At 59.2% G+C, this 23,832-nt stretch carries 28 protein-coding genes; 1 reads left to right on the top strand and 27 read right to left on the bottom strand.

Translation table 11 applies throughout. The features are described 5' to 3' along the window. Positions 1-35: 35 nt before the first annotated feature. The 12 genes from DLM86_RS10040 to DLM86_RS10095 all read right to left on the bottom strand — a co-directional run bounded on the left by DLM86_RS10040 (position 36) and on the right by DLM86_RS10095 (position 9,650). Positions 36-683: a tetratricopeptide repeat protein gene (locus tag DLM86_RS10040; protein WP_110839877.1), complete on the bottom strand. Its 648-nt coding sequence runs from the start codon at positions 681-683 to the stop codon at positions 36-38. A 52-nt stretch (positions 684-735) separates the two neighbouring features. After that, positions 736-1,119 (bottom strand): aspartate 1-decarboxylase, encoded by a 384-nt coding sequence (gene panD, locus DLM86_RS10045; protein WP_110839878.1) that lies wholly within the window; start codon positions 1,117-1,119, stop codon positions 736-738. Between the two features lie 12 nt (positions 1,120-1,131). After that, positions 1,132-2,010, bottom strand: a complete 879-nt coding sequence (gene panC, locus DLM86_RS10050) for a pantoate--beta-alanine ligase (protein WP_110840237.1) — start codon at positions 2,008-2,010, stop codon at positions 1,132-1,134. A gap of 31 nt (positions 2,011-2,041) precedes the next feature. Next, positions 2,042-2,902, bottom strand: a complete 861-nt coding sequence (gene panB / locus DLM86_RS10055) for a 3-methyl-2-oxobutanoate hydroxymethyltransferase (protein ID WP_110839879.1) — start codon at positions 2,900-2,902, stop codon at positions 2,042-2,044. 262 nt (positions 2,903-3,164) lie between these two features. Next, complete coding sequence (locus tag DLM86_RS10060) at positions 3,165-4,124, bottom strand: biotin--[acetyl-CoA-carboxylase] ligase (RefSeq protein WP_110839880.1); 960 nt, start codon at positions 4,122-4,124, stop codon at positions 3,165-3,167. Continuing rightward, complete coding sequence (locus DLM86_RS10065; protein ID WP_110839881.1) at positions 4,124-5,419, bottom strand: CCA tRNA nucleotidyltransferase; 1,296 nt, start codon at positions 5,417-5,419, stop codon at positions 4,124-4,126. Before DLM86_RS10065 ends, DLM86_RS10060 begins: the two co-directional genes overlap by 1 nt. Before the next feature lie 39 nt (positions 5,420-5,458). After that, positions 5,459-6,631, bottom strand: coding sequence for an N-acetyl-alpha-D-glucosaminyl L-malate synthase BshA (gene bshA, locus DLM86_RS10070; protein ID WP_110839882.1), 1,173 nt, complete (start codon positions 6,629-6,631; stop codon positions 5,459-5,461). 59 nt (positions 6,632-6,690) lie between these two features. Next, positions 6,691-7,392 (bottom strand): bacillithiol biosynthesis deacetylase BshB1, encoded by a 702-nt coding sequence (bshB1, locus tag DLM86_RS10075; protein WP_110839883.1) that lies wholly within the window; start codon positions 7,390-7,392, stop codon positions 6,691-6,693. Position 7,393: 1 nt separating this feature from the next. Next, positions 7,394-7,810 carry a methylglyoxal synthase gene (locus tag DLM86_RS10080; protein ID WP_110839884.1) on the bottom strand — a complete coding sequence of 139 codons (417 nt, stop codon included), beginning with the start codon at positions 7,808-7,810 and terminating at the stop codon, positions 7,394-7,396. 43 nt (positions 7,811-7,853) lie between these two features. Continuing rightward, on the bottom strand, positions 7,854-8,657 hold the full coding sequence (gene dapB / locus DLM86_RS10085) for a 4-hydroxy-tetrahydrodipicolinate reductase (RefSeq protein ID WP_110839885.1): 804 nt from the start codon (positions 8,655-8,657) through the stop codon (positions 7,854-7,856). A gap of 22 nt (positions 8,658-8,679) precedes the next feature. After that, positions 8,680-9,192 (bottom strand): tetratricopeptide repeat protein, encoded by a 513-nt coding sequence (locus DLM86_RS10090; protein ID WP_110839886.1) that lies wholly within the window; start codon positions 9,190-9,192, stop codon positions 8,680-8,682. A 119-nt stretch (positions 9,193-9,311) separates the two neighbouring features. Continuing rightward, the gene (locus tag DLM86_RS10095; protein ID WP_110839887.1) at positions 9,312-9,650 is read right to left on the bottom strand and encodes a nucleotide pyrophosphohydrolase; all 339 of its coding nucleotides are present in this window, start codon (positions 9,648-9,650) and stop codon (positions 9,312-9,314) included. A gap of 200 nt (positions 9,651-9,850) precedes the next feature. Between DLM86_RS10095 and DLM86_RS10100 the strand changes: the two genes are divergently transcribed. Further along, complete coding sequence (locus DLM86_RS10100) at positions 9,851-10,717, top strand: YitT family protein (protein WP_110839888.1); 867 nt, start codon at positions 9,851-9,853, stop codon at positions 10,715-10,717. 73 nt (positions 10,718-10,790) lie between these two features. On the opposite strand, the gene DLM86_RS10105 is transcribed toward DLM86_RS10100, so the two are convergent. The 15 genes from DLM86_RS10105 to DLM86_RS10180 all read right to left on the bottom strand — a co-directional run bounded on the left by DLM86_RS10105 (position 10,791) and on the right by DLM86_RS10180 (position 23,611). Beyond that, positions 10,791-11,627 carry a sporulation protein YpjB gene (locus DLM86_RS10105; protein ID WP_110839889.1) on the bottom strand — a complete coding sequence of 279 codons (837 nt, stop codon included), beginning with the start codon at positions 11,625-11,627 and terminating at the stop codon, positions 10,791-10,793. Between the two features lie 19 nt (positions 11,628-11,646). Further along, complete coding sequence (locus tag DLM86_RS10110) at positions 11,647-12,285, bottom strand: DUF1405 domain-containing protein (protein WP_110839890.1); 639 nt, start codon at positions 12,283-12,285, stop codon at positions 11,647-11,649. 96 nt (positions 12,286-12,381) lie between these two features. Then, positions 12,382-13,266 carry a c-type cytochrome gene (locus DLM86_RS10115; protein WP_110839891.1) on the bottom strand — a complete coding sequence of 295 codons (885 nt, stop codon included), beginning with the start codon at positions 13,264-13,266 and terminating at the stop codon, positions 12,382-12,384. Positions 13,267-13,285: 19 nt separating this feature from the next. Beyond that, on the bottom strand, positions 13,286-13,957 hold the full coding sequence (qcrB, locus tag DLM86_RS10120) for a menaquinol-cytochrome c reductase cytochrome b subunit (RefSeq protein WP_110839892.1): 672 nt from the start codon (positions 13,955-13,957) through the stop codon (positions 13,286-13,288). A 17-nt stretch (positions 13,958-13,974) separates the two neighbouring features. After that, on the bottom strand, positions 13,975-14,517 hold the full coding sequence (locus tag DLM86_RS10125) for a Rieske (2Fe-2S) protein (protein WP_110839893.1): 543 nt from the start codon (positions 14,515-14,517) through the stop codon (positions 13,975-13,977). Between the two features lie 232 nt (positions 14,518-14,749). Then, positions 14,750-15,211: a DUF2487 family protein gene (locus DLM86_RS10130; protein ID WP_110839894.1), complete on the bottom strand. Its 462-nt coding sequence runs from the start codon at positions 15,209-15,211 to the stop codon at positions 14,750-14,752. 168 nt (positions 15,212-15,379) lie between these two features. Further along, positions 15,380-15,556 carry an IDEAL domain-containing protein gene (locus tag DLM86_RS10135; protein ID WP_425453961.1) on the bottom strand — a complete coding sequence of 59 codons (177 nt, stop codon included), beginning with the start codon at positions 15,554-15,556 and terminating at the stop codon, positions 15,380-15,382. A 70-nt stretch (positions 15,557-15,626) separates the two neighbouring features. Beyond that, the gene (locus DLM86_RS10140; protein ID WP_110839896.1) at positions 15,627-16,139 is read right to left on the bottom strand and encodes a gamma carbonic anhydrase family protein; all 513 of its coding nucleotides are present in this window, start codon (positions 16,137-16,139) and stop codon (positions 15,627-15,629) included. 47 nt (positions 16,140-16,186) lie between these two features. Continuing rightward, the gene (locus tag DLM86_RS10145; RefSeq protein WP_110839897.1) at positions 16,187-17,317 is read right to left on the bottom strand and encodes a hypothetical protein; all 1,131 of its coding nucleotides are present in this window, start codon (positions 17,315-17,317) and stop codon (positions 16,187-16,189) included. Positions 17,318-17,480: 163 nt separating this feature from the next. Continuing rightward, entirely contained in the window at positions 17,481-18,059 is a 579-nt protein-coding gene (locus DLM86_RS10150; RefSeq protein WP_110839898.1) for a histidine phosphatase family protein, read from the bottom strand. A 49-nt stretch (positions 18,060-18,108) separates the two neighbouring features. Further along, on the bottom strand, positions 18,109-18,723 hold the full coding sequence (locus tag DLM86_RS10155) for an anti-sigma factor family protein (protein WP_110839899.1): 615 nt from the start codon (positions 18,721-18,723) through the stop codon (positions 18,109-18,111). Then, on the bottom strand, positions 18,720-19,313 hold the full coding sequence (locus DLM86_RS10160) for an RNA polymerase sigma factor (protein WP_110839900.1): 594 nt from the start codon (positions 19,311-19,313) through the stop codon (positions 18,720-18,722). Before DLM86_RS10160 ends, DLM86_RS10155 begins: the two co-directional genes overlap by 4 nt. A gap of 455 nt (positions 19,314-19,768) precedes the next feature. Continuing rightward, on the bottom strand, positions 19,769-20,860 hold the full coding sequence (locus tag DLM86_RS10165; RefSeq protein ID WP_110839901.1) for a prephenate dehydrogenase: 1,092 nt from the start codon (positions 20,858-20,860) through the stop codon (positions 19,769-19,771). 24 nt (positions 20,861-20,884) lie between these two features. Continuing rightward, the gene (gene hisC, locus DLM86_RS10170) at positions 20,885-21,985 is read right to left on the bottom strand and encodes a histidinol-phosphate transaminase (protein WP_110839902.1); all 1,101 of its coding nucleotides are present in this window, start codon (positions 21,983-21,985) and stop codon (positions 20,885-20,887) included. Positions 21,986-22,225: 240 nt separating this feature from the next. Then, positions 22,226-23,611: an extracellular solute-binding protein gene (locus tag DLM86_RS10180; protein ID WP_110839904.1), complete on the bottom strand. Its 1,386-nt coding sequence runs from the start codon at positions 23,609-23,611 to the stop codon at positions 22,226-22,228. Positions 23,612-23,832 lie beyond the last annotated feature (221 nt).

Genomic DNA, 23,832 nt, shown 5'->3' on the forward strand with positions numbered 1-23,832 from the left:
CGAAACCGAAAAGGGAAGGGAAGAATGAAAACCGTTTAATGGATAAATCCTTGTCCGGCCCCCGTGTCGCCGTTGTGGGACATGCAGATGCCCATATTGATCATCGGCTCGACGCACGTCGGATCGGCCATGTAGGCGAGCTTGAACAGCTGCTGCGCCTGCTCCAGATTGGCGTTTTTCGCTTGAATGCATCCCATTGCGTTGAAGGAGATGGCCTTCATCTGCGCATGGTCGGTCAACGAGGTAATAAACCGGAAATGACGGTACGCTTCCGCATCGTTGCCTTTGCGCATATGGCCCATCGCCAAGTAAAGCCGTCCGAGCATGAAGTCGGGATGCTGCTTGACGACCTTCTCGAACTCGCGAATCGCATTGTCGTACATAAGCAGTTGAAAATAGCCTTGCCCTTTCTTGAACGACTCCGACGATAAGCTCGTCTCCGGCGGCTGCCCGGACAAATCGGCGGGAAACCCGTTCCAGTCGATGCCTTTCGGAACCGTCTCGAGAAACCGGGACATTTTCTCCTCGAAATTCAGCCACTCCTCGATGAACGAATCGCTCATCGTTTTCAACACTTCCAGCTTCTTGTGCAGATCCTGCTTCCTCATGACGTCCGCCGACGGATATTGCTTGATACATTCGTCCAGCACGTCGTGCATCGAGGCGAACAACTGTTTCAACATGACCTGATCCCACCTTAGCTGAGAAATCGCGGTGCTGTATAGACGAGCGGGCTTATAAAATGGTGGAATGCGTCTCGACGTTGACCGTGTCGATGACCCGGTTGTCGGCACCCATGATGGCGATACGCGGCTTGTGAGCCTTCGCCTCTTCGTGCGTCATCATGGCATAAGAGATGATAATGACGGTATCCCCGGGATGGACGAGCCGGGCGGCCGCGCCGTTCAGGCAAATGACGCCGGACCCTCTCGGCCCCGGAATGACGTACGTTTCGAGACGGGCTCCGTTGTTATTATCTACAACTTGCACTTTTTCATTAGGCAAAATCTCGACCAAATCCATCAGATCTTCGTCGATCGTAATGCTGCCGACGTAATTCAAGTTCGCTTCCGTGACGGTCGCGCGGTGAATTTTCGATTTCATCATCGTCAAAAACATGCGAATCCCTCCTCAGGCGAAAAATAGCCGATTGTCGATCAGACGGGTTTGGCCGAACTTGACGGCCAAGGCGACCAAAATCGGCTTGCCGCCGTTCCACTCGTCAAGCGATAAGACGGGCTCCATGTCCGGGTACGTGCGAATGTCGACATAATCGATTCGGGCCAGCGGCGCCGATTCGATCGTTTCCCGAATTCGCCGGTGCAATCCCTCGATCGTCATTCCTTCTTCCGCGACCCACCGTTCGACGTTCCGGAGCGATTGCGACAGGACGAGCGCCTGCCGGCGCTCCTCCTCGCTCAAGTAGACGTTGCGCGAGCTCATCGCCAAGCCGTCCGGCTCGCGCAGCGTCTCGCAGCGGACGATGCGCACCGGCATGTTCAAGTCCGCGACGAACCGCTCGATGACGGCGACCTGCTGCGCATCCTTCATGCCGAAGTACGCCCGGTCCGGCTGAACGATGTTGAACAGCTTCGTCACGACGGTCGCGACGCCTTCGAAATGACCGGGGCGCGACGCCCCGCACAGCACGTCCGTAAGGTCCCGGACGACGACGGTCGTTTTCGTCGGCGACGGATACATCTCGGCAACGCTCGGCACGAAGACGAAATCGGCTCCCGCTTCCGCGGCAAGCCGCGCATCGCGCTCGGGATCCCGAGGGTATTTGTCGAAATCTTCGTTTTGCCCGAATTGGAGCGGATTGACGAAAATGCTGATGACGACGATGTCGTTTTCTTCCCGCGCTTTCCGGATCAGACTCAGATGCCCTTCGTGCATATAGCCGAGCGTCGGCATAAAGCCGACCGTCGACTGCGGCTTCGTCCGCTCGATGTCTCGCCGCGCCTGCCGCAGCTTCTCTCGCAATTCTTGAATCGTCCCGACGATTTCCATGCTCATTCTCCTCTCCCCTTCGAACGACGCTTCATTCGCCGTCGACACGGCCGCCGTACAAATGGCCGGCGATTTCCAGGTCGGCGTGGAACGTATGCTCCTGCGCCGGGAAGCTGCGGCTTTTCACTTCTTTGACATATTGAGCGATGCCGTTACGTATAGCGTCCCCAATGTTCGCATACGTCTTGACGAACTTTTTGGGAACGACGGGCGACGCGTATTGAAGCAAATCGTGAAAGACGAGCACTTGGCCGTCGCAATGCGGACCGGCGCCGATGCCGATCGTCGGAATCGCAAGCTCCTTCGTAATCTGCTGCGACAGCTCGTCGGTGACGAGCTCCAGCACGACGGCGAACGCGCCCGCTTGCTCCAGCGCTTTCGCGTCGTCCAGCAGCTTTCGCGCCGAAGCGGAATTCTTCCCCTGCACCTTGTAGCCGCCGATTTGGTACACCGACTGGGGCGTCAGCCCGATATGTCCCATGACGGGAACGCCCGCCTTGACGATCGCTTCGACCGTCGGGGCGATTTCCGCGCCGCCTTCCAGCTTCACCGCCTTGGCCAGCCCTTCCCGCATCAAGCGGCCGACGCCGGCCAGCGTCGCGTCGATCGAGCCGTGATACGTCATGAACGGCATGTCGGAGACGACGAGCGGCACGGTAACGGCACGGGTGACCGCCTTCGTATGATAAATCATGTCGTCCAGCGTAACCGGAAGCGTCGATTCGTGTCCGGCTACGACGTTGCCCAGCGAATCGCCGACGAGGATGACATCGACGCCCGCCTCTTCGGCCAGCTTCGCCGACGGATAGTCGTAGGCGGTCATCATCGAGATCGGTTCGCCTTTCGCTTTCATCGCTTTCATTCGGGTCGTGCTCATTTTTTTCGGTTCCATCGTTCCCACCCGCTTTCGTTTGGTACCTGCGAACCGGAGAACGCAACAAAGCCCTTTCGGCCGAGTCGCCAAAAGGGCTTGACATGCAACGGAAACGAATCGTCAGATTCCTTTCTGTCTCGGTCCTTTCAGGCTCAGAGCAGAATTTCGTCGATTTGCGTACTTGCTTGCGGTCGTGCGTTCCGAGTGCAGTTCCTCGTAGGATACCGCCTCTACGCATGATTATACCAGATCGTACGCGCAAGCTGTATCTTTTTTCATCCTATTCCGCGGAGTACAGCTTCACGATCGCGCCGTCCGGTTGGCGGACGAGCAGCGCTCCCATCTCGTCGATCGACTCGGCGACGCCCTCGACGTCGCCTTTCGGCGTTCGCGCCCGAATCGGGCGCCCGATCGAAATCGTCTGCGCCTCCCAGGCGCTCCGGATCGGCTCGAACCCTTCCGCGTGGTACAGCTCGTACAGCGCCTCGAACTGCTCGAGAAACGTCCGGATCAGCTCGGCCCGGCTCCATTCGCGGCCCGACGCAATCCGCAGCGACGTGGCGACGGAGCGTAGCTCGTCCGGATAATCGTCCTTTTCCAGGTTGACGCTTACCCCCACGCCGGCGATAACGTACCGGAGCCGTTCGTCTTCGGCGTTCGATTCGAGGAGAATCCCGCTAATTTTTTTCCCTTCCACCAGCAAATCGTTCGGCCATTTGATCGCGACCGGCACGTCCGGTCCGAGCTTCCGCACGGTTCGGCAAAGGGCGACGGCGACGAGTAGCGTCAGCTGCGGGGTGAAATGGATCGGAATTTGCGGCCGCAGGACGAGGCTCATCCAGACGCCTTTTCCTTTCGGCGAATGCCAGCGGCGTCCCATCCGGCCGCGTCCCGCCGTCTGCTGCTCGGCGAGCACGAGCGTCCCCTCGGCGGCTCCCTGCTCGGCCAGCTTGTGGGCGATCGTCTGGGTCGATTCGACGGCGTCGAACAGCTTGATCGACCGCCCCATCGACCGCGTCCGCAAGGCGGCCAGCAGCTCGGCGGCATTCAGCCGGTCCGGTACGCCGATCAGCCGATACCCTTTGCGCGGCACCGCCTCGAACGTATAGCCGCGCTCGCGCAAGCTGCGAATATGTTTCCATACCGCCGTCCGGCTGCACTCGAGCAGCTCGCTCAGCTGCTCGCCGGAGACGTATTCGTTCGGCCGTTGTTCGAAGTAGGCCAGTATGCGTTGTTCCATCAGTTCGTTTCCCGCTTTGCTCTTGATTTCGCTTCGTTCAGCAGCACGTCCCGATCGTTCGGGAGCCGCCGCAAAGCCGCTTCCGTCAGCAGCTCGTACAGCAGCCGGCCGAGCCACGGTCCGGCGGGCTTGTCCAGCGCCCCGGTCAAGTCGGTTCCGTTCACGGCCAGCTCGGCGATCCGGTCGACGGGGACGCGCTCCAGCTCGGCGGCCCCTTCGGCGGCGAGACGTCGAAGCCCGTCGTCGCCCATCATCTCGACACGCCAGCCGGCTAGCCGCAGCCATTCCCGGACGACCGGCCTGCCGAATTCGACCGCGCCGAGCGCCACCGTCTCGAATACGGACGGCTCCGCTTCGACTCCGGTACGGCTGTCCCCGCCGTCCGCGCGGCTGCGCATCCATTCGTCGGCTCGCAGCAGCCGGTATACGGCGTCGGACTTTTTGCCGGCGAACTTCAGCCGCTTCATCGCCTCGCGCGCTTGCTCCGCTTCGCATTCCATCAGGATGAAGAGCCCGGCCCAACGGAGCGCGGCGCCGTCCAGCTTGGCCAGCGCCGATCGCTCCGTCGCCTCCGGGGCCCGTTCCCAGCGGGCAAGAGGCCATTCGACGGGCTCCTTGAAATGCCGCGGAAGCCCGCTCTCGACGAGCAGCGCTACGGCCCGGTCCGGCGATCGTCCCTCGATCATCCTGTCCAGCTCGGCCGTCACCCGCTCCGTCGCCACGTGCTCGAGCAGCGGGGCGTGGCGGACGAGCGCCCGCCACGTGCCGTCCTCCAGCTCGAAGCCGTATTCGCAGGCGAATCGGATCCCGCGCAGCATCCGGAGCGCATCTTCGCGGAACCGCTCCATCGGGTCGCCTACGCAGCGGACGATCCCTTTGTCCAGATCGTCCCGTCCGCCGAACGGATCGATGCACGAGCCGTCGGGCCCTTGCGCCATCGCATTGATCGTAAAGTCTCGCCGGCGCAAATCTTCATCGAGGTCGGAAATGAACTCGACTTCCTTCGGCCGGCGAAATTGTTCGTATTCGGACTCTTTGCGGTACGTCGTCACCTCGAACGTATGCGTCTCCATAATGACCGTCACGGTACCGTGCGCGAGCCCTGTCGGCGCGGTTCGCGGGAACAGCCGGACGACGTCCTGCGGCAGCGCCGACGTGGCGATATCGATATCCTTGAGCGGCCGGCCGAGCAGACGGTCGCGCACGCATCCTCCGACGAACACCGCCTCGTACCCGGCTTCCTCCAGCCGCCGCAGCACTTGGATCCCTTCCTGTATCATTATCGATTCCGACATATCGTTCGACTCCGTATCGTTATCCGCGGAATCGGCGGCTTAAGCTTGGCAAATCGCGCTAAAGTCGATTTCCGGAACTTGCCTGCCGAGCACCCGGTAATAAATTTGCTCGTATTGCGCCGTTATCAAATCGTTGCAAAACGTTTTGGTCGCGCGCTCCAGACAAGCCGTCACGAACCGGTCGTACAGCTCCCGATCGGTCAGCAGCCGGACGACGTAGTCCGCCATTTGCCGCGTGTCGCCCGTCGGCGCCAAAAACCCGGTTTCGCCATGCGTGATCAGCTCCGGGATGCCGCCCGCGTTCGAGCCGACCGTCGGGACGCCGCACGCCATCGCTTCCAGCGCAACGAGCCCGAAGCTTTCCTTCTCGGAAGGGAGCAGCATGACGTCGGCGAGCGAAATGACTTGGGCGACGTCGTCCTGCTTGCCGGCGAAAATGACCCGCTCGGTCAGTCCCATCTCCTTCACCTTGCAAATCGTCTTCGACAGCTCCGGACCTTCGCCAACGAACAACAGGCGCGACGGCACCTTCTCGCTCACCTTCGCAAACACGTCGACGACGTCGCTTACCCGCTTCACCGGGCGGAAGTTCGAAATATGGATGAGCAGCTTCTCCTCCGGCTTCGCAAAATCCCGGCGCAGCTGCGTCACCTCGCGCGGATAGTACACCCGTTTGTCCACGAAATTGTAGGCGAGGTCGATCGGCTTGTCGATCGCGAGCAGCTCGCGCGTCTCGCGGATCAAATCCTGCGACACGGCCGTGACCGCATCGCTCCGATCGATGGCGAGCCGGATCAGATCGCTCAGCGATTCATCCTGGCCGAGCACCGTAATGTCCGTGCCGTGAAGCGTCGTAATGACTTTCAGCTGGCTTCCGACCATCTCCTTGGCCAAAAACGCGCACACCGCATGCGGCACCGCATAATGGACATGGAGCAGGTCGAGATTTTCCATTTTGGCCACTTGCGCCATTTTGCTCGCGAGCGACAAGTCGTACGGCGGATATTTGAACACGTAATAGTCGTTCACTTCGACTTCGTGATAAAAAATGTTTTTATGAAACTTCCCCAGCCGGAACGGAACGCTATGCGTAATGAAATGCACCTCGTGGCCTTTTTCCGCGAGCAGCTTGCCGAGCTCGGTCGCAACGACGCCGGATCCGCCAAGCGACGGGTAACACGTAATCCCGATTTTCAGACGGTCGACTTCCATAACGTTCCTCCTCTCCTCACGTTCCTAAGATAAGTCCGTATCCCATTGTATTCCGGTGTTCAGGAAAATAGGTTGACGACGATCGGCAGCTTGGACACGAACCCTTCGGCGTAGCCAACCGCCCGCTTTTGCCCGAGCAGCCGGTCTCTCGCTTCGACCCGTTCCAGATAGCCTTGGTTCAGCGGCGTCGCCACATACCCGTTCCCGCCCGAAGCCGGATTGAACTGGCTTTGGTACGCCTCGAGCGAAGCGGTCTTGAGCGCGTACGATTCCGTCACATCCACCAGGACGTCCGGCTCGTAAACGTCGTTAATGAAATAAAAGAAAAGCTGCTCGACGGCGACGGGCTCCGTATCGGGCAAATACCGGCGAAGCTTCGCGTTGAACGCCGCCTCCTGCACGAGGTGGCTGCAGGCAACATGATCGGGATGCCGGTCCTGCCAATAAGGTGCGAATACGATTCGCGGCCGGTGCTTGCGTATGGCCAGCGTAACGGCGTCCACGTGCTCCTTCGTCATATACAGCCCGCGGTCGGGCAGTCCCAGGTTCGTCCGGACGGCGAGCCCGAGCAAGCGCGACGCCTCGTCGGCCTCCGCGCTGCGCGTCTCGACCGTACCGTTGGACGACATCTCCGCTCTCGTCAAATCGCATATGCCGACGCGGACCCCGGCCGCCGTATGCTTGGCGATCGTGCCGCCCATCCCGATCTCGGCGTCGTCCGGATGAGCGCCGAATATGAGAATATCGAGGTTGTCCGTCATGTTACATCACACCCGGCTTATATTTGTGCACCAGCTCGCGCCAGCCGAACTCTCCCCGGTCCAGCGAACGGACGAGCAGCTCCGCGGTCGCCACGTTCGTCGCCACCGGAATGCCCTGCACGTCGCACAGACGGAGCAGCGCGATAATGTCCGGCTCGTGCGGCTGGGCCATCAACGGATCGCGCAAAAAGATGACCAGATCCATCTGGTCTTGGGCGACGAGCGCTCCGATCTGCTGATCGCCTCCGAGCGGGCCGGACATAAACCGGTGCACCTGAAGCGACGTCGCCTCCATGATTCGGGTACCCGTCGTGCCCGTCGCGTACAATTGGTGATGCTTGAACACTTGCTCGTAGGCGATGGCGAAATTGACCATCTCTTCTTTTTTGCGATCGTGCGCGATCAACGCGATATTCATCGGGGTTCCCTCCACTGTGCGCTTTTGTCCGACGACCGGACGTTCAATCGATGAAATGCTCGAATCCGTAGACGATGCCGTGAAGCTCCATCGCTTTATGTATCGCCAGGTTGACCCCCGGCATGTACCCCGCGCGGTCGTACGAATCGTGGCGGATTTTGAGCGTTTGTCCGAAGCCGCCGAAGACGACTTCCTGTTGGGCGAAGACGCCCGGAAGACGGACGCTGTGGATGCGGAAGCCGTTGTAATAGCCGCCTCGCGCTCCTTCGATCGTCTCGTGCTCGTTCGGATTGCCTTGGCGGAGCTCCTGACGGTTTTGCGCGATGAGCTCGGCCGTTTTGATCGACGTGCCCGACGGCGCGTCCAGCTTCTGGTCGCCGTGGTATTCGATAATTTCGACGTGCGGCATATGTTTGGCGGCTTGGGCCGCGAATCGCATCATGAGGATGGCGCCGATCGAGAAGTTCGGGGCGATGATGCCGCCGATGCCGTTTTCTTTGCACAGCTTGTCCAGCTCTTCGATGTCGCCGGGACCGAATCCGGTCGTCCCGAGAATGGGCCGGACGCGGTGCCGGATCGCGATGCGGGCGTTGGCCATGACGGATTGAGGCGTCGTGAAATCGACCAGGACGTGGGCGTCCGCGCCTTCCAGCGCCGTCTCGAGATCCGTCGAGACCGTTACTCCGCAGCGCTCCGTGCCGACCAGCAAGCCGGCGTCGATCCCGCCGCTCGATCTCGCTACGGCGGCCACGAGGCGAAGTCCGGGATCGGCCAGCACCATCTTGACGACTTCGCGCCCCATCTTCCCGCTCGCTCCGGCTACGGCTACATGTATGATTTCGTTCATCGATCGTTCTCTCCTTTACGGTCTAAGGCTGCAAATAAGCTTTCCATTTCAGTCGGTATTCGTCCGCCATCCTGCTCGCCTCGGGGCTGTTCGGGTCGAGCTTCAACGCTTCCTTGGCGGCCTGCACGGCCGGTCCGTATTCCCGCAGCTCGCCGTATGCGGCGGCAAGCAGCAAGTACGCCTCCGAGGAAAGCGGGTCGAGCGCGATCGCGTCCTTCAGCAGCGCCACCGATAAGTGCGCCCGTTCGGTGCCGTCCAAATGCTTCTCGGCCTCCTGGACGAGCCGCTTCGATTCCAGCGTATCGACGTGGAACCGGTACGTCTCGTCGTCCGGCCTCAGCCGAAGCGCCCGTCTGGCGTGTTCGATCGCTTTGCCGAGACGGTTGCTTCTCGCATACGTAATCGACAGCTTGTAATGATAATCCGCATTGTCCGGATCCAGCTGAACGGCTTGCTCGAACCAGTCGATCGCCCGTTCAAAGTCGGAATCCAGTATCGAAGCATACGCCTTTTTGATTTCGTACTCGCCGTCCATCCCGTTCCTCCTTTGCGGGGAAGAGCGCGTCACACGTCGGAATCGTCTTCCCGGGCATGCGAACATGGCTTACGCTTTAGAAACAAAGCCTCGCCATTCGATGGTACAGCATATGTCGTCTAGCCGTTTTCGGTGTCCTTTTTCGTCCAACGGTTCGCGTCGCGGGTTTGGAATTTGTGCATGACCGCGTCGTGGGCTTTGCCCAAGTCGATGCCGAGCGAGTTGGCGAAGCATACCGTGATGAACAAAATATCGCCTAGCTCCATCTCGATCGAGTTGTCGGCTTCGTCCGGCTTTTTCGGCTTCGGGCCGAACCGGTGGTTCACTTCCCGCGCCAGCTCCCCGACTTCCTCGGACATGCGGGCCAGCATCGCCAGCGGGCTGAAGTATCCTTCTTTGAACTGGGAGATGTAGGCGTCCACTTCTTTTTGAATATCCTGTATCGATTTATTTGACATGTGGCACCCCTTTCGCATTCGGTCCGGCTGTCCGTTCTACTCTACAGAATAACGCAAAAGGCGGGATGAAAACAAATCCTTTTTTGCGGTCGCCCGTTTCAGACGAAACGATATAGCATACCGGCTCTTTTGCACAGACTATACGTATGGACGCATGACCGATACCTTATCACGTCCCAAGCAAGAACGGAGGAAACGATATGATCAAACCGATGGCGGAAGCGCTTCGCTCCTGGCTCCCGGTCGCGCTCGGCACGGCCGTTTACGCGTTCGGGCTCCATTACTTCGTCATCCCGAACGAATTGATGGAGGGCGGCTTGACGGGCATTTCGCTGCTGCTCAACTACGCGTTCGATTTTCCGGTATCGTATACGACGCTGCTGTTGAACGTTCCGCTGTTCGTCGTCGGTTGGAGAACGATCGGACGCACGGCCATGGTGCTTACGATTTTCGGAACGGTGATGCTCAGCTTTTGTTTATGGGCGATGGAGCTCGCGATTCATCGGGGCTGGATCGTGCCGTTCCGTTCGGAGCACGATTTCTTTTTGGCGACGTTGTACGCCGGCGTCACGATCGGCACCGGACTCGGCATCGTATTCCGGTTCGGCGGGACGACCGGCGGCACGGACATCGTCGCCCGCCTGCTCAACAAGACGAAAGGATGGAGCATGGGGCAGATCATTTTGTTCGTGGACGTGCTCGTCATCGGCTCTTCGCTGCTGTACATCCCGAAGGAAAAGGTGCTGTACACGCTCGTCGCCGTCTTCGTCGCTTCGAAAGCGATCGACTTCATCACCGAGGGCTCTTACGCCGCCGTCGCCTTTACGATTATGTCCGAGAAAGGAGAGGAGCTGGCCCGTACGATTACGCGCGAAATGGATCGCGGCGTCACGCTGTTTCCGGCCAAGGGCGCTTTTTCGAACGCCGACAAAACCGTCGTCTACAGCGTCGTGTCGCGCAACGAAACGCGCAAGCTGAAAACGATCGTCAAGCGGGTCGATCCGTACGCGTTTATGATCCTGTCGGACGTTCACGACGTGCTCGGAGAAGGCTTCCGAAGCCATTGACCGGCGGCCGCGCCGTCGAAGCGGCAGGAAAGACAAAAACACGGAGCGTTAGCTCCGTGCCGCTGCAACCGACTCACCTGAAACTGCCGCGCTCGAACCGGAAAATGCGCCAAGCCGCGAATCCGAGCACCGCCACGATAATCGAGCCGATGCCGAATACCCACGTGTACGGGAGCGGCCGTTCGACCATGACGGCGTACGCCGCCTTCTCGTGACGGCCGAACAAATCGTCGATCGCCTGCTCCATATGCTCGACGCCGCTGCCCGCCTGCTTCGGGTCAAGCTCCGGCTGCGACAGCTGCGACCGCATGAACGTGAACAGCGAGTCCATCTTCTCCACGTCCGACGGCTGCTTGCTGATCAGCAGCGAAGGCCGGATCATGTCGTATCGGCCGTACAGCTGCTGCAGACGTCCCGCCGCCTCCTGCTTGCTGCGCAGCTGGATCGCTTGTCCGAGCTGGTGGACGTTTTCTTTCATTCCTTTATAATATTGAAGCCACATCGGCTGATGATCGTGCGTCAAAGCGTCGGTGGCGAGCCGGATTTTCGCCGCAGCCGCCTGTGCATCCTCCCGGGTCACGCGAACGGACTGTAACGTACGCTTCGCTTGGACGACCGATTCCGAAAGCGCGCTTACGCCTTCGACCGTCGCCATCCCTTCGAATCGGATTTCCGTCAGCTTGCCCCCGATCTCGTCAAGCTTGTCCCGCGCCTTCTCGATCTCGCCTTCCATGACGTACCGGTACATTTGGTCGGCCGTATCGTTCAGCCGCTCCACTTGCCGGAGCTGCTCCGGCGAAGCCTCCTTGACGGCGGCCGGTTTGTCTTGACCGCACCCCGCGAGCAGCGCGACGGCGATCGCCACCGCAAAGCAAGCCGCCCCCATCCGCTTTGTCCCGAATACGAGCATCGGACATCCCCCCTCGTCATCATCTTATGGGGGGATGTCCGATTTTAGACCAGCGTATGACGAGCGCGACGAGCGCCGTGCTGACCAAGGTCAGCGTCCACGTGAACAGCTCAATGGCGGCCAGATCGTCCAAGAGCACGTCCCGCAGCCACGGGTAGATAAGCGCGTGATAATCGAGCCAATCGTTCAGAAGCAGGGCGAGCAGCGTGAAAACCAGGGGAGCGGCCCGGACGCGAAACCTCCCGATGAAGAGCAGCGCCTCCACCGCCATCCCAAGGTGGGAGGCGATGAGCATCCATTCCTCCCATACGAGCCGCTCTCCTTGGGCGGCGACGGCCGCGTTCATCGCAACGGCCCATACGCCGTATTTGACCGACGATACCGCGCCCAGCGCGGCAATCCACCCCGCCGCTGCCGAGCCGGCCGCACGCGGCGCAAACAGCAGTAACCCAAGCGATACCGTGAACCAGAGGCTGGCCGTCGGACTGTCGGGAACGAACAGGACGAGCCAAGGCGGCATCCGCGTCACCGTTTCGACGATTTGATCCCAATACCAGACGTACCCGTAAATCGTCCCGAGCACGTTGACGACGAACAGGGCGAGCAAAAACGACCGGTTGAACAGACATTCGCGGCTAAACCAATACCATAACGACAAACCCGCTCCCCCTTCTCGCGACTTCGGCCTTCGCCGGGTCGGCTTCAAAAAAAACCTGACCGGCGTATGCGGTCAGGCTTCGTTCGGATCTTGCGATTATTGCTTCTTCTGCTTCGCCAGCCAGTCGGCCAGCGTATCGATATCGGCCGCGGAAAGACCTTTCTGGATGTTGGCGTCATACTGGGCGGTCATCCCCGGCGGCTTGCCGTTCTTGATGATGTTCAAAATTTCTTCCTTGCTGTGCTTGTCGCCGATGCCGCGCAGAGCCGGCATGCCGCTTACGCCCTTCAAATCTTTGGCGTGGCAGCTGACGCAAGTCGCTTTTTGATAAATCTGATAGCCCGGATCGTCCTGAGCGACGATTTGGGCCGCGCCCGCAGGCTTCTGCGCGCCGCCGCCTTCGCCTCCGGCTTTCTTCGCCGCTTCGGCTTCCTGCTCGCGCTTGATATGCTCCGGAATGATGTTTTTGTCCGTCAGCTCTTTCTGATAGTGCATCCAAGAGACGACCGTCAAGTGGATGCAGGCGATCAGGGACAGAAACATCAAGCTGGACGCGATCGGACGTTTGTAAAACCGTCTTTCTTTCCCCGTATCGAGGAAAGGAGCGAGCATGAGCGCCCCGAAGAAAATGCCGGGAAATACGATCGAACCCATGAAGATTTTGAACGTATTGCCCGAAACGTACGGGTATTTCAAAAATTGGTACAAGAAGAGGAAGTACCAGTCCGGCATCGGAATGAAGCCGGTGTTGAGCGGATCCGCCGGATAGCCGAGCGGGGCCGGTTCCTGCATGACGAGCACGAGGACGCCGACAAGCACGACTGCGCCGACCATCCATTCCTTCAGCAGGAAGTTCGGGACGAACGCTTCCGACTTGCCCGGATAGGCCGAATAATCGGGCGGAATCATCGCATTTCTTTTGCGAACGCGGGAATCCCCGACGTAGACCACTTTTTCTTTAGAATCATGACCGTGTGCCACGCATTTGTCCTCCCTTCGATTATAGCGGTCCGGAAATGCCCTGCTTGCGGATCATGAAGAAGTGTCCGGCCAGCAGTGCAAGTAGAGCCCCCGGCAGGAAGAACACGTGCAGCGCGAAGAAGCGGGTCAACGTCTGGGCGCCTACGATCTCGCCGCCTTGCAGGAACGTGCGGATATAATCCCCGATGACCGGAATCGACGCCGCGATTCCGATGCCGACCTTCGTCGCGAAATACGCCTTGTTATCCCACGGCAGCAAGTAGCCCGTGAAGCCGAGACCGAGCATGACGAAGAAAATCAGCATCCCGACGACCCAGTTCATTTCGCGAGGGGCCTTGTACGAACCCGTGAAAAAGACGCGCAGCGTATGTAGGAACATCATGACGATGACCAAGCTGGCTCCCCAGTGGTGCATCCCGCGCACGATGACGCCGAAGGCGACCTTATGCTGCAAATAGTCTACGCTCGTGTAGGCGTTGATAATATCGGGAACGTAATACATCGTCAGGAACATGCCCGACAAAATTTGGATGACGACCAGGAAGAAGGTCAGTCCCCCGAAGCAGTATACGAACGCCGAGAAATGGTGCGCCGGGTTGACGTGCTCCGGAACTTCGTGATCCGCTACGTCTCTCCATAAAGGAGTGATGTCAAGACGTTCGTCAATCCAGTTATACATGCTTTTGAACATTTGATCGAAACGCCTCCTTATTTCGTGACGTGTTGGTTCGGTTGCACTTTGCCGAGATAAACGAAACCGTTCTCCAGCTTGACCTTATACTCGTCGAGCGGAGCCGGCGCGACCGCCATGTTTTTGCCGTCCTTCGTATAATGCGCTTCGTGGCAAGGACAGAAAAATTGGTTCGGATATCTGGGATCGGCGTTCCAGTTGACCGTGCAGCCCAGATGCTTGCATACCGGCGACAAAGCGTAAATGTCTCCTTTGTCGTCTTTCATGATCCACGCTTCCAGCTCGATGTCGCTCTCGTACCAGCCGTCGACTTGATGGATCTGGAATTTGAACGATTTCGGCTCGTTCGTGATCTTGCTTTCTTCCACAACCTTTACGAACGTGCCTTCGCCGGACGGCTGCAACATCGGATCGACGGCAAAACGGATCATCGGGATCGTGATGCCCGCCGCCATGAATGCGCCCGTACCGCCGAGGGTATACGATAAAAATTGACGGCGGGACATTTCGCGCCGCGTAATCGGTTTTTCGGAAGAGTGCTTGTTGTGAGCGTCATGCATTCGTCTTCTACCCCCTTTTATGCCATTTATCGTTACGCCGTAATACGACATTTCTTTGCACAACACACTAGGACATAAATATAATAGCCTACGTCATGTAGACCGTCAAGAACGGAGCCCGAGCAAATCCGAGCCGTTCCGAAACGTTGAAGGCAACATTTAACGAAATTGTCACAAGTTCGTCTCGAACTTATCCTTCGCAATTTTTCGCCCGATCATACGCCCGCTTGGCTTACGTTTCGCTCGATTCGCTCGGTTTCGCCGCTCCCGCCTGCCACATCGCCTGTACGTCCCGGTTGACGGCTTGGCGGAATGCCGCGGCATCCAATACCGTTCCGTCCGGCGCCTCGGGGCACAGCAGCAAATCGGCGTCGGGGATGCGGGCGGCGGCCGCCGACGGATGGCCGGTAATGACGATCACGTAACGGAATCCCGCCGCCTTCAATTTGCAGCATACCGCGTTGACCGCATCCGCTCCGTGCGGCCCTTCGATATAATGAAACGCCGGATACGTGACGATTCTTCCTTTAAACGGTCCTTCCACGCAATCCATCACGTCTCTCAAATATTCGAGCTCCTGCGTCGCCTCCCAAGGCTGCTCGAAGCCCGACAATCCCGTGACCGGCAGCAGGCACGTATCCAAATACGGCTTCAGCCCTTCCCAGGCGGATCGTTCGATGTCGCTGAATTTCAAGCTTGTCCTCTCCTTCGTCGCGAATGTTCCGTCCCTAACTTTACCCCTTTCCGGGGAGCGGAGTCAACCGGACGGTAAGGTGGAGCGAGCCGCAGCCGGCCAAACGACAAAAAGAAAGACGGTTGAACGCGGTTCACCGTCTTTCGGTCGACGTACCCGGGAGTACGATCACGAATGAAGCTCCTTCCACTGCTGCGCGAGGGCGATGAACGTCTGTTCGTCCCCCCTCGCCAGGGCGCTGTCGATTTCCCGGTAAAGCGTCTGTTCTTTTTGTTTGCGAATCGCTTCGTCCCATACCATTTCCGCGAAAAGTCCCAACATGGCCGCATAACCGGAAACGTCCATTTTTTCCAAAGGGCACCCCTCCCCGTCCAGAAAAGCCGGTGGCCGAAAAGCGGATGGCGCGCTTCATCCGTCAAGCGCCGCCTTCCCGGAATTCCGCTCTTTTGCGCACGTAGCTTTCCATCGTTCGTTTCATTCGCTGCAAATCCTGCTCCGTCAATTCCCGGACCACCCTCGCGGGCGAGCCGAGCGAAAGCGTATAGCCGGGAATCGACTTGTTTTCCGTGACGAGAGATCCCGCCCCTATTAAAGCATATTCACCGATGTCCGCACCGTTAAGTACGATAGCCCCCATGCCGATTAATGTGCCGCTGCCTATCGTGCAGCCGTGAATGATCGCACCGTGGCCGACCGATACTTCGTCGCCGACGAGAAGCGGCTGATCCGCGTTCACGTGCCCGATGCAGCCGTCCTGGATGTTCGTCCGGGCCCCGATGCGAATCGGCGCCAAGTCTCCTCTCAGCACGGCGTTGTACCAGATCGAGCATTGCTCTCCGATCGTCACGTCTCCGATCAGCTGGACGCCCGGCGCCACGAAGACGCTCGGATGTACCGACGGATACGACTCTTTGTACTTGTGCAGCATACGTCTCACTCCGTTCCCCGTATCGATTTGGAAATGGAGCGATTGTATCAGGGGAACGGCGCGTTGTCAAACGCGACCGGGATCGTCTCCTCGTCGGAGACGTACGTCCCGGCGATCACGCTCTCGCCCATCTTCGTCACGATAACCGTCTTCCCCGCCCGCTCGTCCTCTCCGATCCGGATCAGGCCGAGATGCATCATCATCTGCAGCACCCTCGCGTCGAAAATCGATTCGGGCGTATCGTAGTAGAACGGGCGAATGAGCCGGACGAGCGCGTTGCCGAGCGACTCGGCGCTCACCCAATCCGTTGCGAGCTTCCCGATCCAGAAGACGAGCGACTGCAGGTTCGGGATCGGTCCTTTGTACAGCTTGAGCCAAAACCGGTACACCTGCGCCAAATCTTCGCGCCGGCCCTCCAGCACCGTCTGCTCCCCTTTGTCGGTAAGGGCGAGACGTCCGGGCTGCTCCGTCAGCAAGTCCTGATAGTAGCAGTAATCGTAGATGAGCGAAAACCGGCTCGGCAAATCGCGAAATTTTCGCCCGTACCCGAAACGCCATCCCCCTTTCGGCACCGGCTCCTCCTTGACCGACAGCCGGTCGAGCAGCTGCTGCAAATGCCGCTTGTGGATCGACCCGTCCGACGTCAAGGCGACCTCCTGGTGGTACATATAATGAAGAACGTGGTAGACGTCGTCGACGATCAGCCGCTGCTCGTCGCGATAAACGGACGGCTCGTCGGCGTATTCGAGCTCCCGCCCGAACGAACGGGCGAGCGTGTCCGTGAACCGCTTCTTCAAATCTTGCGGCAGCTGGAACAAATATTTCGTATTTTGCGAGTATCCGTTGAACAGCCATCCCCGGTGCTTGAAGCCGGATATCATGTCGCGCGGATTCCGCGTCCCCGCCCCTTCTCCGAAATTCGACTGCTGCGCGCGGGCGAGAAGCTCCTCCAAGCTGAACAAATCGCGCCGCTCGAAGACGAGCGAATTGAGAAAACGGATGTCCTCGGTCGACAAGTCCCCGACTTGACGCTCGAACACCTCCCTCCGGTTCACGCGAGACAAGATCGACTGGATCAGCTCGTTTTTGGAATGACCGTTGCACTCGCACTCGTACGTATGGGCGATGTTGCTCAACTGTTGAATGTCGGCGTAGCAAAGCATGTCGGCCAAATTCATAGCGTTCCTCCGAATGGGTACTTACTACCCATTATCGCTGTTTTTGCGAAAAATAAACGCCGGTTGGAAAATTTCGCCGGTCGCCGTTCCACCCTTCGCAGCAGCGCGATCGAACGCAAAAAAAGAGCTCCGGAGAGCTCTTCGCAAGGCATATCGGTTCTAGTCAGGCGGGGAGATGGGACGTGCAATTGTACAGCGGGCACAGCCACCCGTCGTTTGTCCGTTCCAAAATGCTGACGGACGTATTGCGGAGCAGGCCGTCCGGCATGCGCGGCCCGAGCAGCCGTTCCATCACGACGCCGATGAAGGCGCCGTGCGAGACGACGAGCAGCCGCCTGCCTTCGAACTCGCGCAGCAGCTTCTCGATGCAGGCGTAGCCGCGCGCGAACAGCAGCTCGTCGCTCTCGACGCCGTGATCGAGCTCCTTCCAGTCCGGCCCCCAGGCGGCGATCCGCTCCTCCAGCGTCGTTCCGTCCAGCCGGCCGTGCGTCCGTTCGCGCAGTCCGGCTTCGAGCCGAACCGGGCCGATGCCGGCCGCTTCGGCCACGATGTCGGCGGTTTCCCGCGCCCGCGCCAGATCGCTGCTCGCGATCGCGTCCCACCGCTCCCGACGCAGCCGTTCGGCAAGCCGTACCGCCTGCCATCGTCCCGCTTCATTTAATGGAATGTCGTTTTGGCCCTGCAGCCTCCCCGTTACGTTCCAGTCGGTCGTCCCGTGGCGAATCAAGCCGATTGTCGTCATCGTCGATGCCCTCCCAAAAAAAGACCTCGCGCGGAGGTCTTCGGTTTCGTTATGCTTTTGTCCTCGACAGCCAGTTCATGATCAATATCGTCCCCGTCAATCCGAGCAGCGAGACGACGACCATATAGTCGGGGACGCTCCGGATCGGCCCCATCGTCACCATGTACGGGTCTTTCAAGCTGGCGGTCATCGTCGATACGGGGAGCGGCTTCGACTTGCCGGAACCGGCCTGCGCATCCGCCGAGACGCTCGCTACCGGCTTCAAGCCGTACTTGGGCGTTGCATCCTCCGAACCGCCTCCGACGCCCATGATCGACAGGACGAAGCCGAAGACGAACAGCGTCATGCAAAACGCCACGACGGCGGTCAAGTTTCTTCTCATTTTATAGGAGAACGCGTACAATCGCTGCGGGATCGGGATGCGCCACGATTCGTCGGCGTAAATGCGCTGCATCACCTGATGCGACACCGGCTTGTAGCCGATGGGACGTTCGGCCGTACCGACCGTATCGCGGATCAAGGCGGTGCTTTCCGCCCAAATCTCGAATTCCTCGCGGCACGCTTCGCACTGCCCGATATGTTCGTCGACGGCCCGGCGCCGCTCGTCGTCTTCGGGCAAATCCCAGTAGGCACCCAGCCATTCTTGAACGTCGTCGCATTTCATCGCTGATTCATCCCTTCGTACTCTTTAAAGATAGGCTCCATGTACGGTTCCAGCTGCATTTTTACGCTCGCGCGAGCCCGGAACAGCAGCGATTTCACCGAGCTGACCGTCTGGCCCAATATGTTGGCGATTTCCTGATAGTCGAGCTGGTCGTATTCGCGCAAAATAAGCGCAGAGCGCTGCTTCTCCGGCAAATTGTTGATGGCGTCGCGCACCATCGTCACTTTCTCGTTGCGCAAAATCGTCTGCTCCGGCGTATGCTCGCTGGAAGCGGCGAACGACATCGCCCCGTTCTCCTCCAACGAGACGTTGACGTTTTTATTTTTACGGAGCTCGCTGAGCACCGTGTTGCGGGCGATCGTATACAGCCAAGTCGAGAACGACGCTTCGACCTCGCGGAAGGAATGGAGGCTGCGGTAAGCCTTGTAAAACGTCTCGGAACAAAGGTCTTCGGCCATCGCTTCCATACGGGCGCTTTTCAGCATATGGAAAATGAACGAGAGAATTTTGCGCTCATAACGCCGCATCAATTCCTCGTAATATTGCACGTTGCCGTCCTTGATTTCCCGAATGAGCTGGGAATCGGTCATTACAAGCGCCCCTCCTCGCGTTCCGAGTGACGCTCCCTGCCGCTAGTCTACTTCCTTTTACTATGACGGGAGCAAAAAGTTGCGCACCATCCGCAAAAAAGTACAGGATGATTCGATACGCTTTAAGCTATAACAGTTCTGCAAATACTAGGAAAAATCCTTCTTTTTTTCGACACGAAATCGGATTTGTTGCCATTCGATCAGCCGGATCCCGTTCCGAACGCAAAAAAAAGACCACCGAAACCGGTGGCTGCACAAAGTGCGATATTTTCGGATAGGAGTGGAGAGAAACCATACTGTACTTTTATTATATGTATCCGTTTTCATGTTGTCAATACTTTTTTTGAAAACGGTTTCTCATCGATATTCGGTTGTCGGTCGATCATCTCTCCATTAGACGAATAAAGCGCCGAAACGGTTTCATCGTTTCGACGCTTTTTCGAAAAATTTTTCGGCTACTGCCGCACTTCGTACCGATGGCGCTTGAGCAGCTCGATCGCCGCCTCCAGATCGGTTTCGTTGCGGAACGACAACCGCAGGACGCCCGGCACGTCGGCCCGGCTCTCGATAATATGGATGTTGCTCAAATTGATCCGGCTGTTGCCGAGCAGCGTGGCGATTTGTCCGATGATGCCAGGATGGTCCGGCACGTCGACATAGACGTCGTAGATCGACGTGATGACGCCTTTGCGCCGCTCCGGCAGCTGGCTGCGAAACGCTCCCGCCCGCTTGAACTCGCGGACGATGCCGTCCCCGTCGCTTCGCTCCAGCATATCGGCGAACTTGGCGATCTCGGCGTTCCAGTCCCGCAGCAGTGCGAGGACGACTTCGCGGTTGTTGAGCAGAATATCCCGCCACATATCGGGGTGGCTGGACGCGATTCTCGTAATGTCGCGAAAGCCGCCGGCCGCCAAGCTTTGGTACAGCCCGTCGCGCTCGTTGTAGCCGGCGACCTGGTTGACGAGAGCGACCGCGATGACATGGGGCAGGTGGCTGATCGCGCCGACGATTTCGTCGTGCCGGTCCGCATCGACGCGCACGATGTGCGCTCTCGTATGGCGCAGCAGCTCCACGAGCCGGTCGTACGCCTCCGCGGGAGTCGCATCGTCGGGCGTCAGGACGTAATACGCGTTCTCGTACAAGTGCGAGCTGGCCGCCTCGACGCCCGACCTCTCCGAGCCCGCCATCGGATGACCGCCGATGAAATGGACGTACGGCACCGCCTTGCTTCTCGCATACTTCGTAATCGAGCTTTTCGTGCTGCCGACGTCGGTCACGATGCAGCCCGGCTTCAGCTTGCATCGGAGCAGCTTGTCCAAGTAAGGCTCCAAGCTTCCGACCGGCGTGCAGAGGAAGATGAAATCGGCGTCCTCCGCCACCTCCTGCATCGAGGTGCTCGCTTCGTCCACGACGCCGCGCTTCAAATATTTTTCGACTTGGGCCGGATTGTTGGAATGGCCGGCGACGCGGATGCCCGGCTTCCCTTTGAAGCAAAGCGCCAACGAGCCGCCCATCAATCCGACGCCGAATATGGCGACTTTGATCATTCGATTCACTCTTTACGGGTTAGATTAGGCTTGCACCGCCACCTCGTCCAGCACTCGCTCGAGCGCCTCCACGAACTTGGCGTTTTGCTCGGCGCTGCCGACGGTGACGCGGATTTTCGTCGGAAAATCGAGCGCGTGTCCGCCGCGCACGATCAATCCTTTGCGCAGCAGCCCTTCGAACACTTCCTTGGCCGGACGCTTCACGTCGACCATGATGAAATTGCCGTGGGCCGGATAGTAGGACAAGCCGAGACGATCGAATTCGCCGGTCAAGTAGGCGATTCCTTTCGCGTTCTGCTCGCGGCAGTAGGCGATGAACTCGCCGTCCTGCAGCGCCGCCTTGGCGGCCGCTTGGGCGAAGCGGCTCGTATTGAACGGCTCGCGCACCTGATTGATCGAATGAATGACGTCCGGGTGGCCGACCCCGTAGCCGATCCGCAACGAGGCGAGGCCGTAAATTTTCGAGAACGTGCGCAGCGTGATGACGTTTTTGTACTGCGGGAGCAGCTCGATGCCGTCCGGGAAGTCGGCGGAGTCGGTATACTCGATATACGCCTCGTCGAGCACGACGAGCACATGCGGCGGCACTTGGCGGAGGAAATCGTTCAGCTCCGCGCGGGTGACCATCGTGCCGGTCGGGTTGTTCGGGTTGCATACCCAGACGATTTTCGTCCGCTCGTTGATTTTCGCGAGCATCGCCGGCAAGTCGTGCTTGCCGTCCTTGAGCGGCACCTCGACGGAGACGGCCCCTTCGATTTCGCAGTTATGCTTGTATTGCGGAAACGTATGGCTTGCCATAACCGTTTCGTCGCCTTTGACAAGATAGGCGCGGGCGATCATGAGAATGACTTCGTCGGAGCCGGCGCCGAAGATGATCTGGTTCGGCTGGACGCCGAGCGAGGCGGCCAGCGCCGCGGTCAGCTCGACGGCTCCGCCGTCCGGATACAGGCTTGTCGATTCGACTTCCGCTTTGATCGCTTCTTTCGCCTTCGGAGAGCATCCGAACGGGTTTTCGTTCGAAGCGAGCTTGATGACTTCGGTCAAGCCCAATTCGCGCTTCACTTCTTCGATCGGTTTGCCCGGCTGGTAAACCGGCAGATGGACAATATTCGATTTCGGCTGCACGGAATTCACCTCTATAAAGGATGGGATGGACTGCGAACGTCGGAACGCTTGACGATCGTTACAGCAGTAAAGCGTCGATACGTTTCTCGAATAAAGCCGTCTTGCGCCCTTGCGCGCGGATTTCCGCGAGGGAGGCGGCCATATAAACAGTATTGTATCGCATTTGCACCCGGCTTTCCAGAAAAAAAAGAACCGGTCCGCCTGGACGGCCCGATTCCTGGCGCAAAAAAACGGAACCGGTCACGCTCCGCCGCCCCGGCTCCACGATTCGATTTCGGCGCACAGCGAGCGATCCGACTCGAGTCCCGCCCAATACAGCTTCAGCTCCCGGTTCAGACGGTAGAGCTCCTCCGCGCCGATGCCGAGCTCGGTGAAGAGGCGGAACCCCGGTATCGTCTCGCGGAACAGCGAGAAGCGGGACGGCCGGTACATCGTCTCCTCCCCTACCCACTCCGCCGCCTGCCGAAGCGCCGGCAGGCTGTACGTTTGCCGGCGGACGAACGTCTGCGCCTGCTTCGCAGTCAAATAGTCGAGAAGACGGGCGGCCGCCTCCTTCTCCTTCGGGTTCGACTGGCGGTTGACCGCGAGTCCGATCGCAAGCAGCAGCGACATCGGCTTGCCGAAATGAGGAACGGGCGCGACGTCGAACGGGACCGATTCGTTCTGCAAATAATTCAAATAAAAAAAGCTGGTGACGATCATCGACGCCTTGCCCTTCGCCAGCATCCTCTCCGGCTCGCCCGCGGGCACGCCCTCGGACAGGAGCGACAGGTCGCGCTTGATGTCGCGCACGGTCCGCAGCGTCTCCATCATCCGCGTCCCGTCTAGCCGGAACGAGCCGTCGGCGCGCCGCTCGAACGTCGCCTCCGACTGAAGCAGCAGCAGCGGCCACCGGTTCGCCGAGTCGAGGTCGAACAAAAAGCCGACTCGCTCGTTCGGAACCGCCAGCCGTTGGGCCGTCCGGATCAAATCGCGCCACGTCCAGCTGCTGTCCGGCTCGGAGACGCCCTTCTCCGCAAAATGAGCCCGATTGTAGGCGAGCAGCAGCGGCGAGAAGATGAACGGCTGGAGGAGCTGAAGGCCGTCGGAGGCAAACGCGTCGGATAAAAACGAATACAGCTCCGGATTGCGCGGGAGCGGTTCCAGCCAGTCTCGGCCGCCGCTCTCCAGACAATCGCGGAAATCGGTATAATTCATCATGACGGCGTCGAGGAGACCGCCTCCGAAGTATTGGCCTATATAATGAAAGCTCGAGCTCGTCATCGGGACGGGCTGTACCCGGATATGCGGGTTCGCCTCCTGAAACATGTCGATCAACTGCAGCAGGCTCGCTTCCCCGATGACGGAGGAGTGGAAGCCGAACTTGATCGTCGTGACGGAGCTTCGCTCCGGTGCGACCACTTTGTTGCCGACGCGCGGAATTTTTTCGATGCAGCCTTCCGCGACGAGTATATCCAGTCCTTTCCGTACGGACTGGTTGCTCAGCTCGAACTGTTCGGCCAGCGCTTTCTCCGACGGAAGAAACTCGCCGGCGCGTCTTTGACCCGCGGCGATCTCGTCGCGAAGCCGGCCGACCATGGCGTTCAGACGCTCGCGCGGGCTTTTGCGGCTTTTGGATGCATTCATGCGATACCCTCTTTTGCAGTCGATACGAACAGTACTATTATAGCAACCGGCCGACACGGCCTGTCAACCGTTGGAAGCTTGCTTTCGGCCGGAGAGCGGCGCTGCGCTTCCGGTCCGCGATATCCGTTCGATCGCGAATAAGTCCCGGGGGCGGCCCCCGGGACTTATTCGGACTTCTCCGACGGGGCGGCGGTGCGCTCGATCCGCGATCGCGCCCCCGC

Origin of the sequence: Paenibacillus flagellatus (assembly GCF_003217775.1) — a bacterium.
Taxonomy (GTDB): domain Bacteria; phylum Bacillota; class Bacilli; order Paenibacillales; family NBRC-103111; genus Paenibacillus_AB; species Paenibacillus_AB flagellatus.

Bases quoted from the DNA above. Each gene is read 5' to 3' on its own strand.
- DLM86_RS10040 (WP_110839877.1), bottom strand. From the start codon at position 683: ATGTTGAAACAGTTGTTCGCCTCGATGCACGACGTGCTGGACGAATGT.
- panD (WP_110839878.1), bottom strand. From the start codon at position 1,119: ATGTTTTTGACGATGATGAAATCGAAAATTCACCGCGCGACCGTCACG.
- panC (WP_110840237.1), bottom strand. From the start codon at position 2,010: ATGGAAATCGTCGGGACGATTCAAGAATTGCGAGAGAAGCTGCGGCAG.
- panB (WP_110839879.1), bottom strand. From the start codon at position 2,902: ATGGAACCGAAAAAAATGAGCACGACCCGAATGAAAGCGATGAAAGCG.
- DLM86_RS10060 (WP_110839880.1), bottom strand. From the start codon at position 4,124: ATGGAACAACGCATACTGGCCTACTTCGAACAACGGCCGAACGAATAC.
- DLM86_RS10065 (WP_110839881.1), bottom strand. From the start codon at position 5,419: ATGTCGGAATCGATAATGATACAGGAAGGGATCCAAGTGCTGCGGCGG.
- bshA (WP_110839882.1), bottom strand. From the start codon at position 6,631: ATGGAAGTCGACCGTCTGAAAATCGGGATTACGTGTTACCCGTCGCTT.
- bshB1 (WP_110839883.1), bottom strand. From the start codon at position 7,392: ATGACGGACAACCTCGATATTCTCATATTCGGCGCTCATCCGGACGAC.
- DLM86_RS10080 (WP_110839884.1), bottom strand. From the start codon at position 7,810: ATGAATATCGCGTTGATCGCGCACGATCGCAAAAAAGAAGAGATGGTC.
- dapB (WP_110839885.1), bottom strand. From the start codon at position 8,657: ATGAACGAAATCATACATGTAGCCGTAGCCGGAGCGAGCGGGAAGATG.
- DLM86_RS10090 (WP_110839886.1), bottom strand. From the start codon at position 9,192: ATGGACGGCGAGTACGAAATCAAAAAGGCGTATGCTTCGATACTGGAT.
- DLM86_RS10095 (WP_110839887.1), bottom strand. From the start codon at position 9,650: ATGTCAAATAAATCGATACAGGATATTCAAAAAGAAGTGGACGCCTAC.
- DLM86_RS10100 (WP_110839888.1), top strand. From the start codon at position 9,851: ATGATCAAACCGATGGCGGAAGCGCTTCGCTCCTGGCTCCCGGTCGCG.
- DLM86_RS10105 (WP_110839889.1), bottom strand. From the start codon at position 11,627: ATGCTCGTATTCGGGACAAAGCGGATGGGGGCGGCTTGCTTTGCGGTG.
- qcrB (WP_110839892.1), bottom strand. From the start codon at position 13,957: ATGTTCAAAAGCATGTATAACTGGATTGACGAACGTCTTGACATCACT.
- DLM86_RS10125 (WP_110839893.1), bottom strand. From the start codon at position 14,517: ATGCATGACGCTCACAACAAGCACTCTTCCGAAAAACCGATTACGCGG.
- DLM86_RS10135 (WP_425453961.1), bottom strand. From the start codon at position 15,556: ATGGACGTTTCCGGTTATGCGGCCATGTTGGGACTTTTCGCGGAAATG.
- DLM86_RS10140 (WP_110839896.1), bottom strand. From the start codon at position 16,139: ATGCTGCACAAGTACAAAGAGTCGTATCCGTCGGTACATCCGAGCGTC.
- DLM86_RS10145 (WP_110839897.1), bottom strand. From the start codon at position 17,317: ATGAATTTGGCCGACATGCTTTGCTACGCCGACATTCAACAGTTGAGC.
- DLM86_RS10150 (WP_110839898.1), bottom strand. From the start codon at position 18,059: ATGACGACAATCGGCTTGATTCGCCACGGGACGACCGACTGGAACGTA.
- DLM86_RS10155 (WP_110839899.1), bottom strand. From the start codon at position 18,723: ATGAAATGCGACGACGTTCAAGAATGGCTGGGTGCCTACTGGGATTTG.
- DLM86_RS10160 (WP_110839900.1), bottom strand. From the start codon at position 19,313: ATGACCGATTCCCAGCTCATTCGGGAAATCAAGGACGGCAACGTGCAA.
- DLM86_RS10165 (WP_110839901.1), bottom strand. From the start codon at position 20,860: ATGATCAAAGTCGCCATATTCGGCGTCGGATTGATGGGCGGCTCGTTG.
- DLM86_RS10180 (WP_110839904.1), bottom strand. From the start codon at position 23,611: ATGAATGCATCCAAAAGCCGCAAAAGCCCGCGCGAGCGTCTGAACGCC.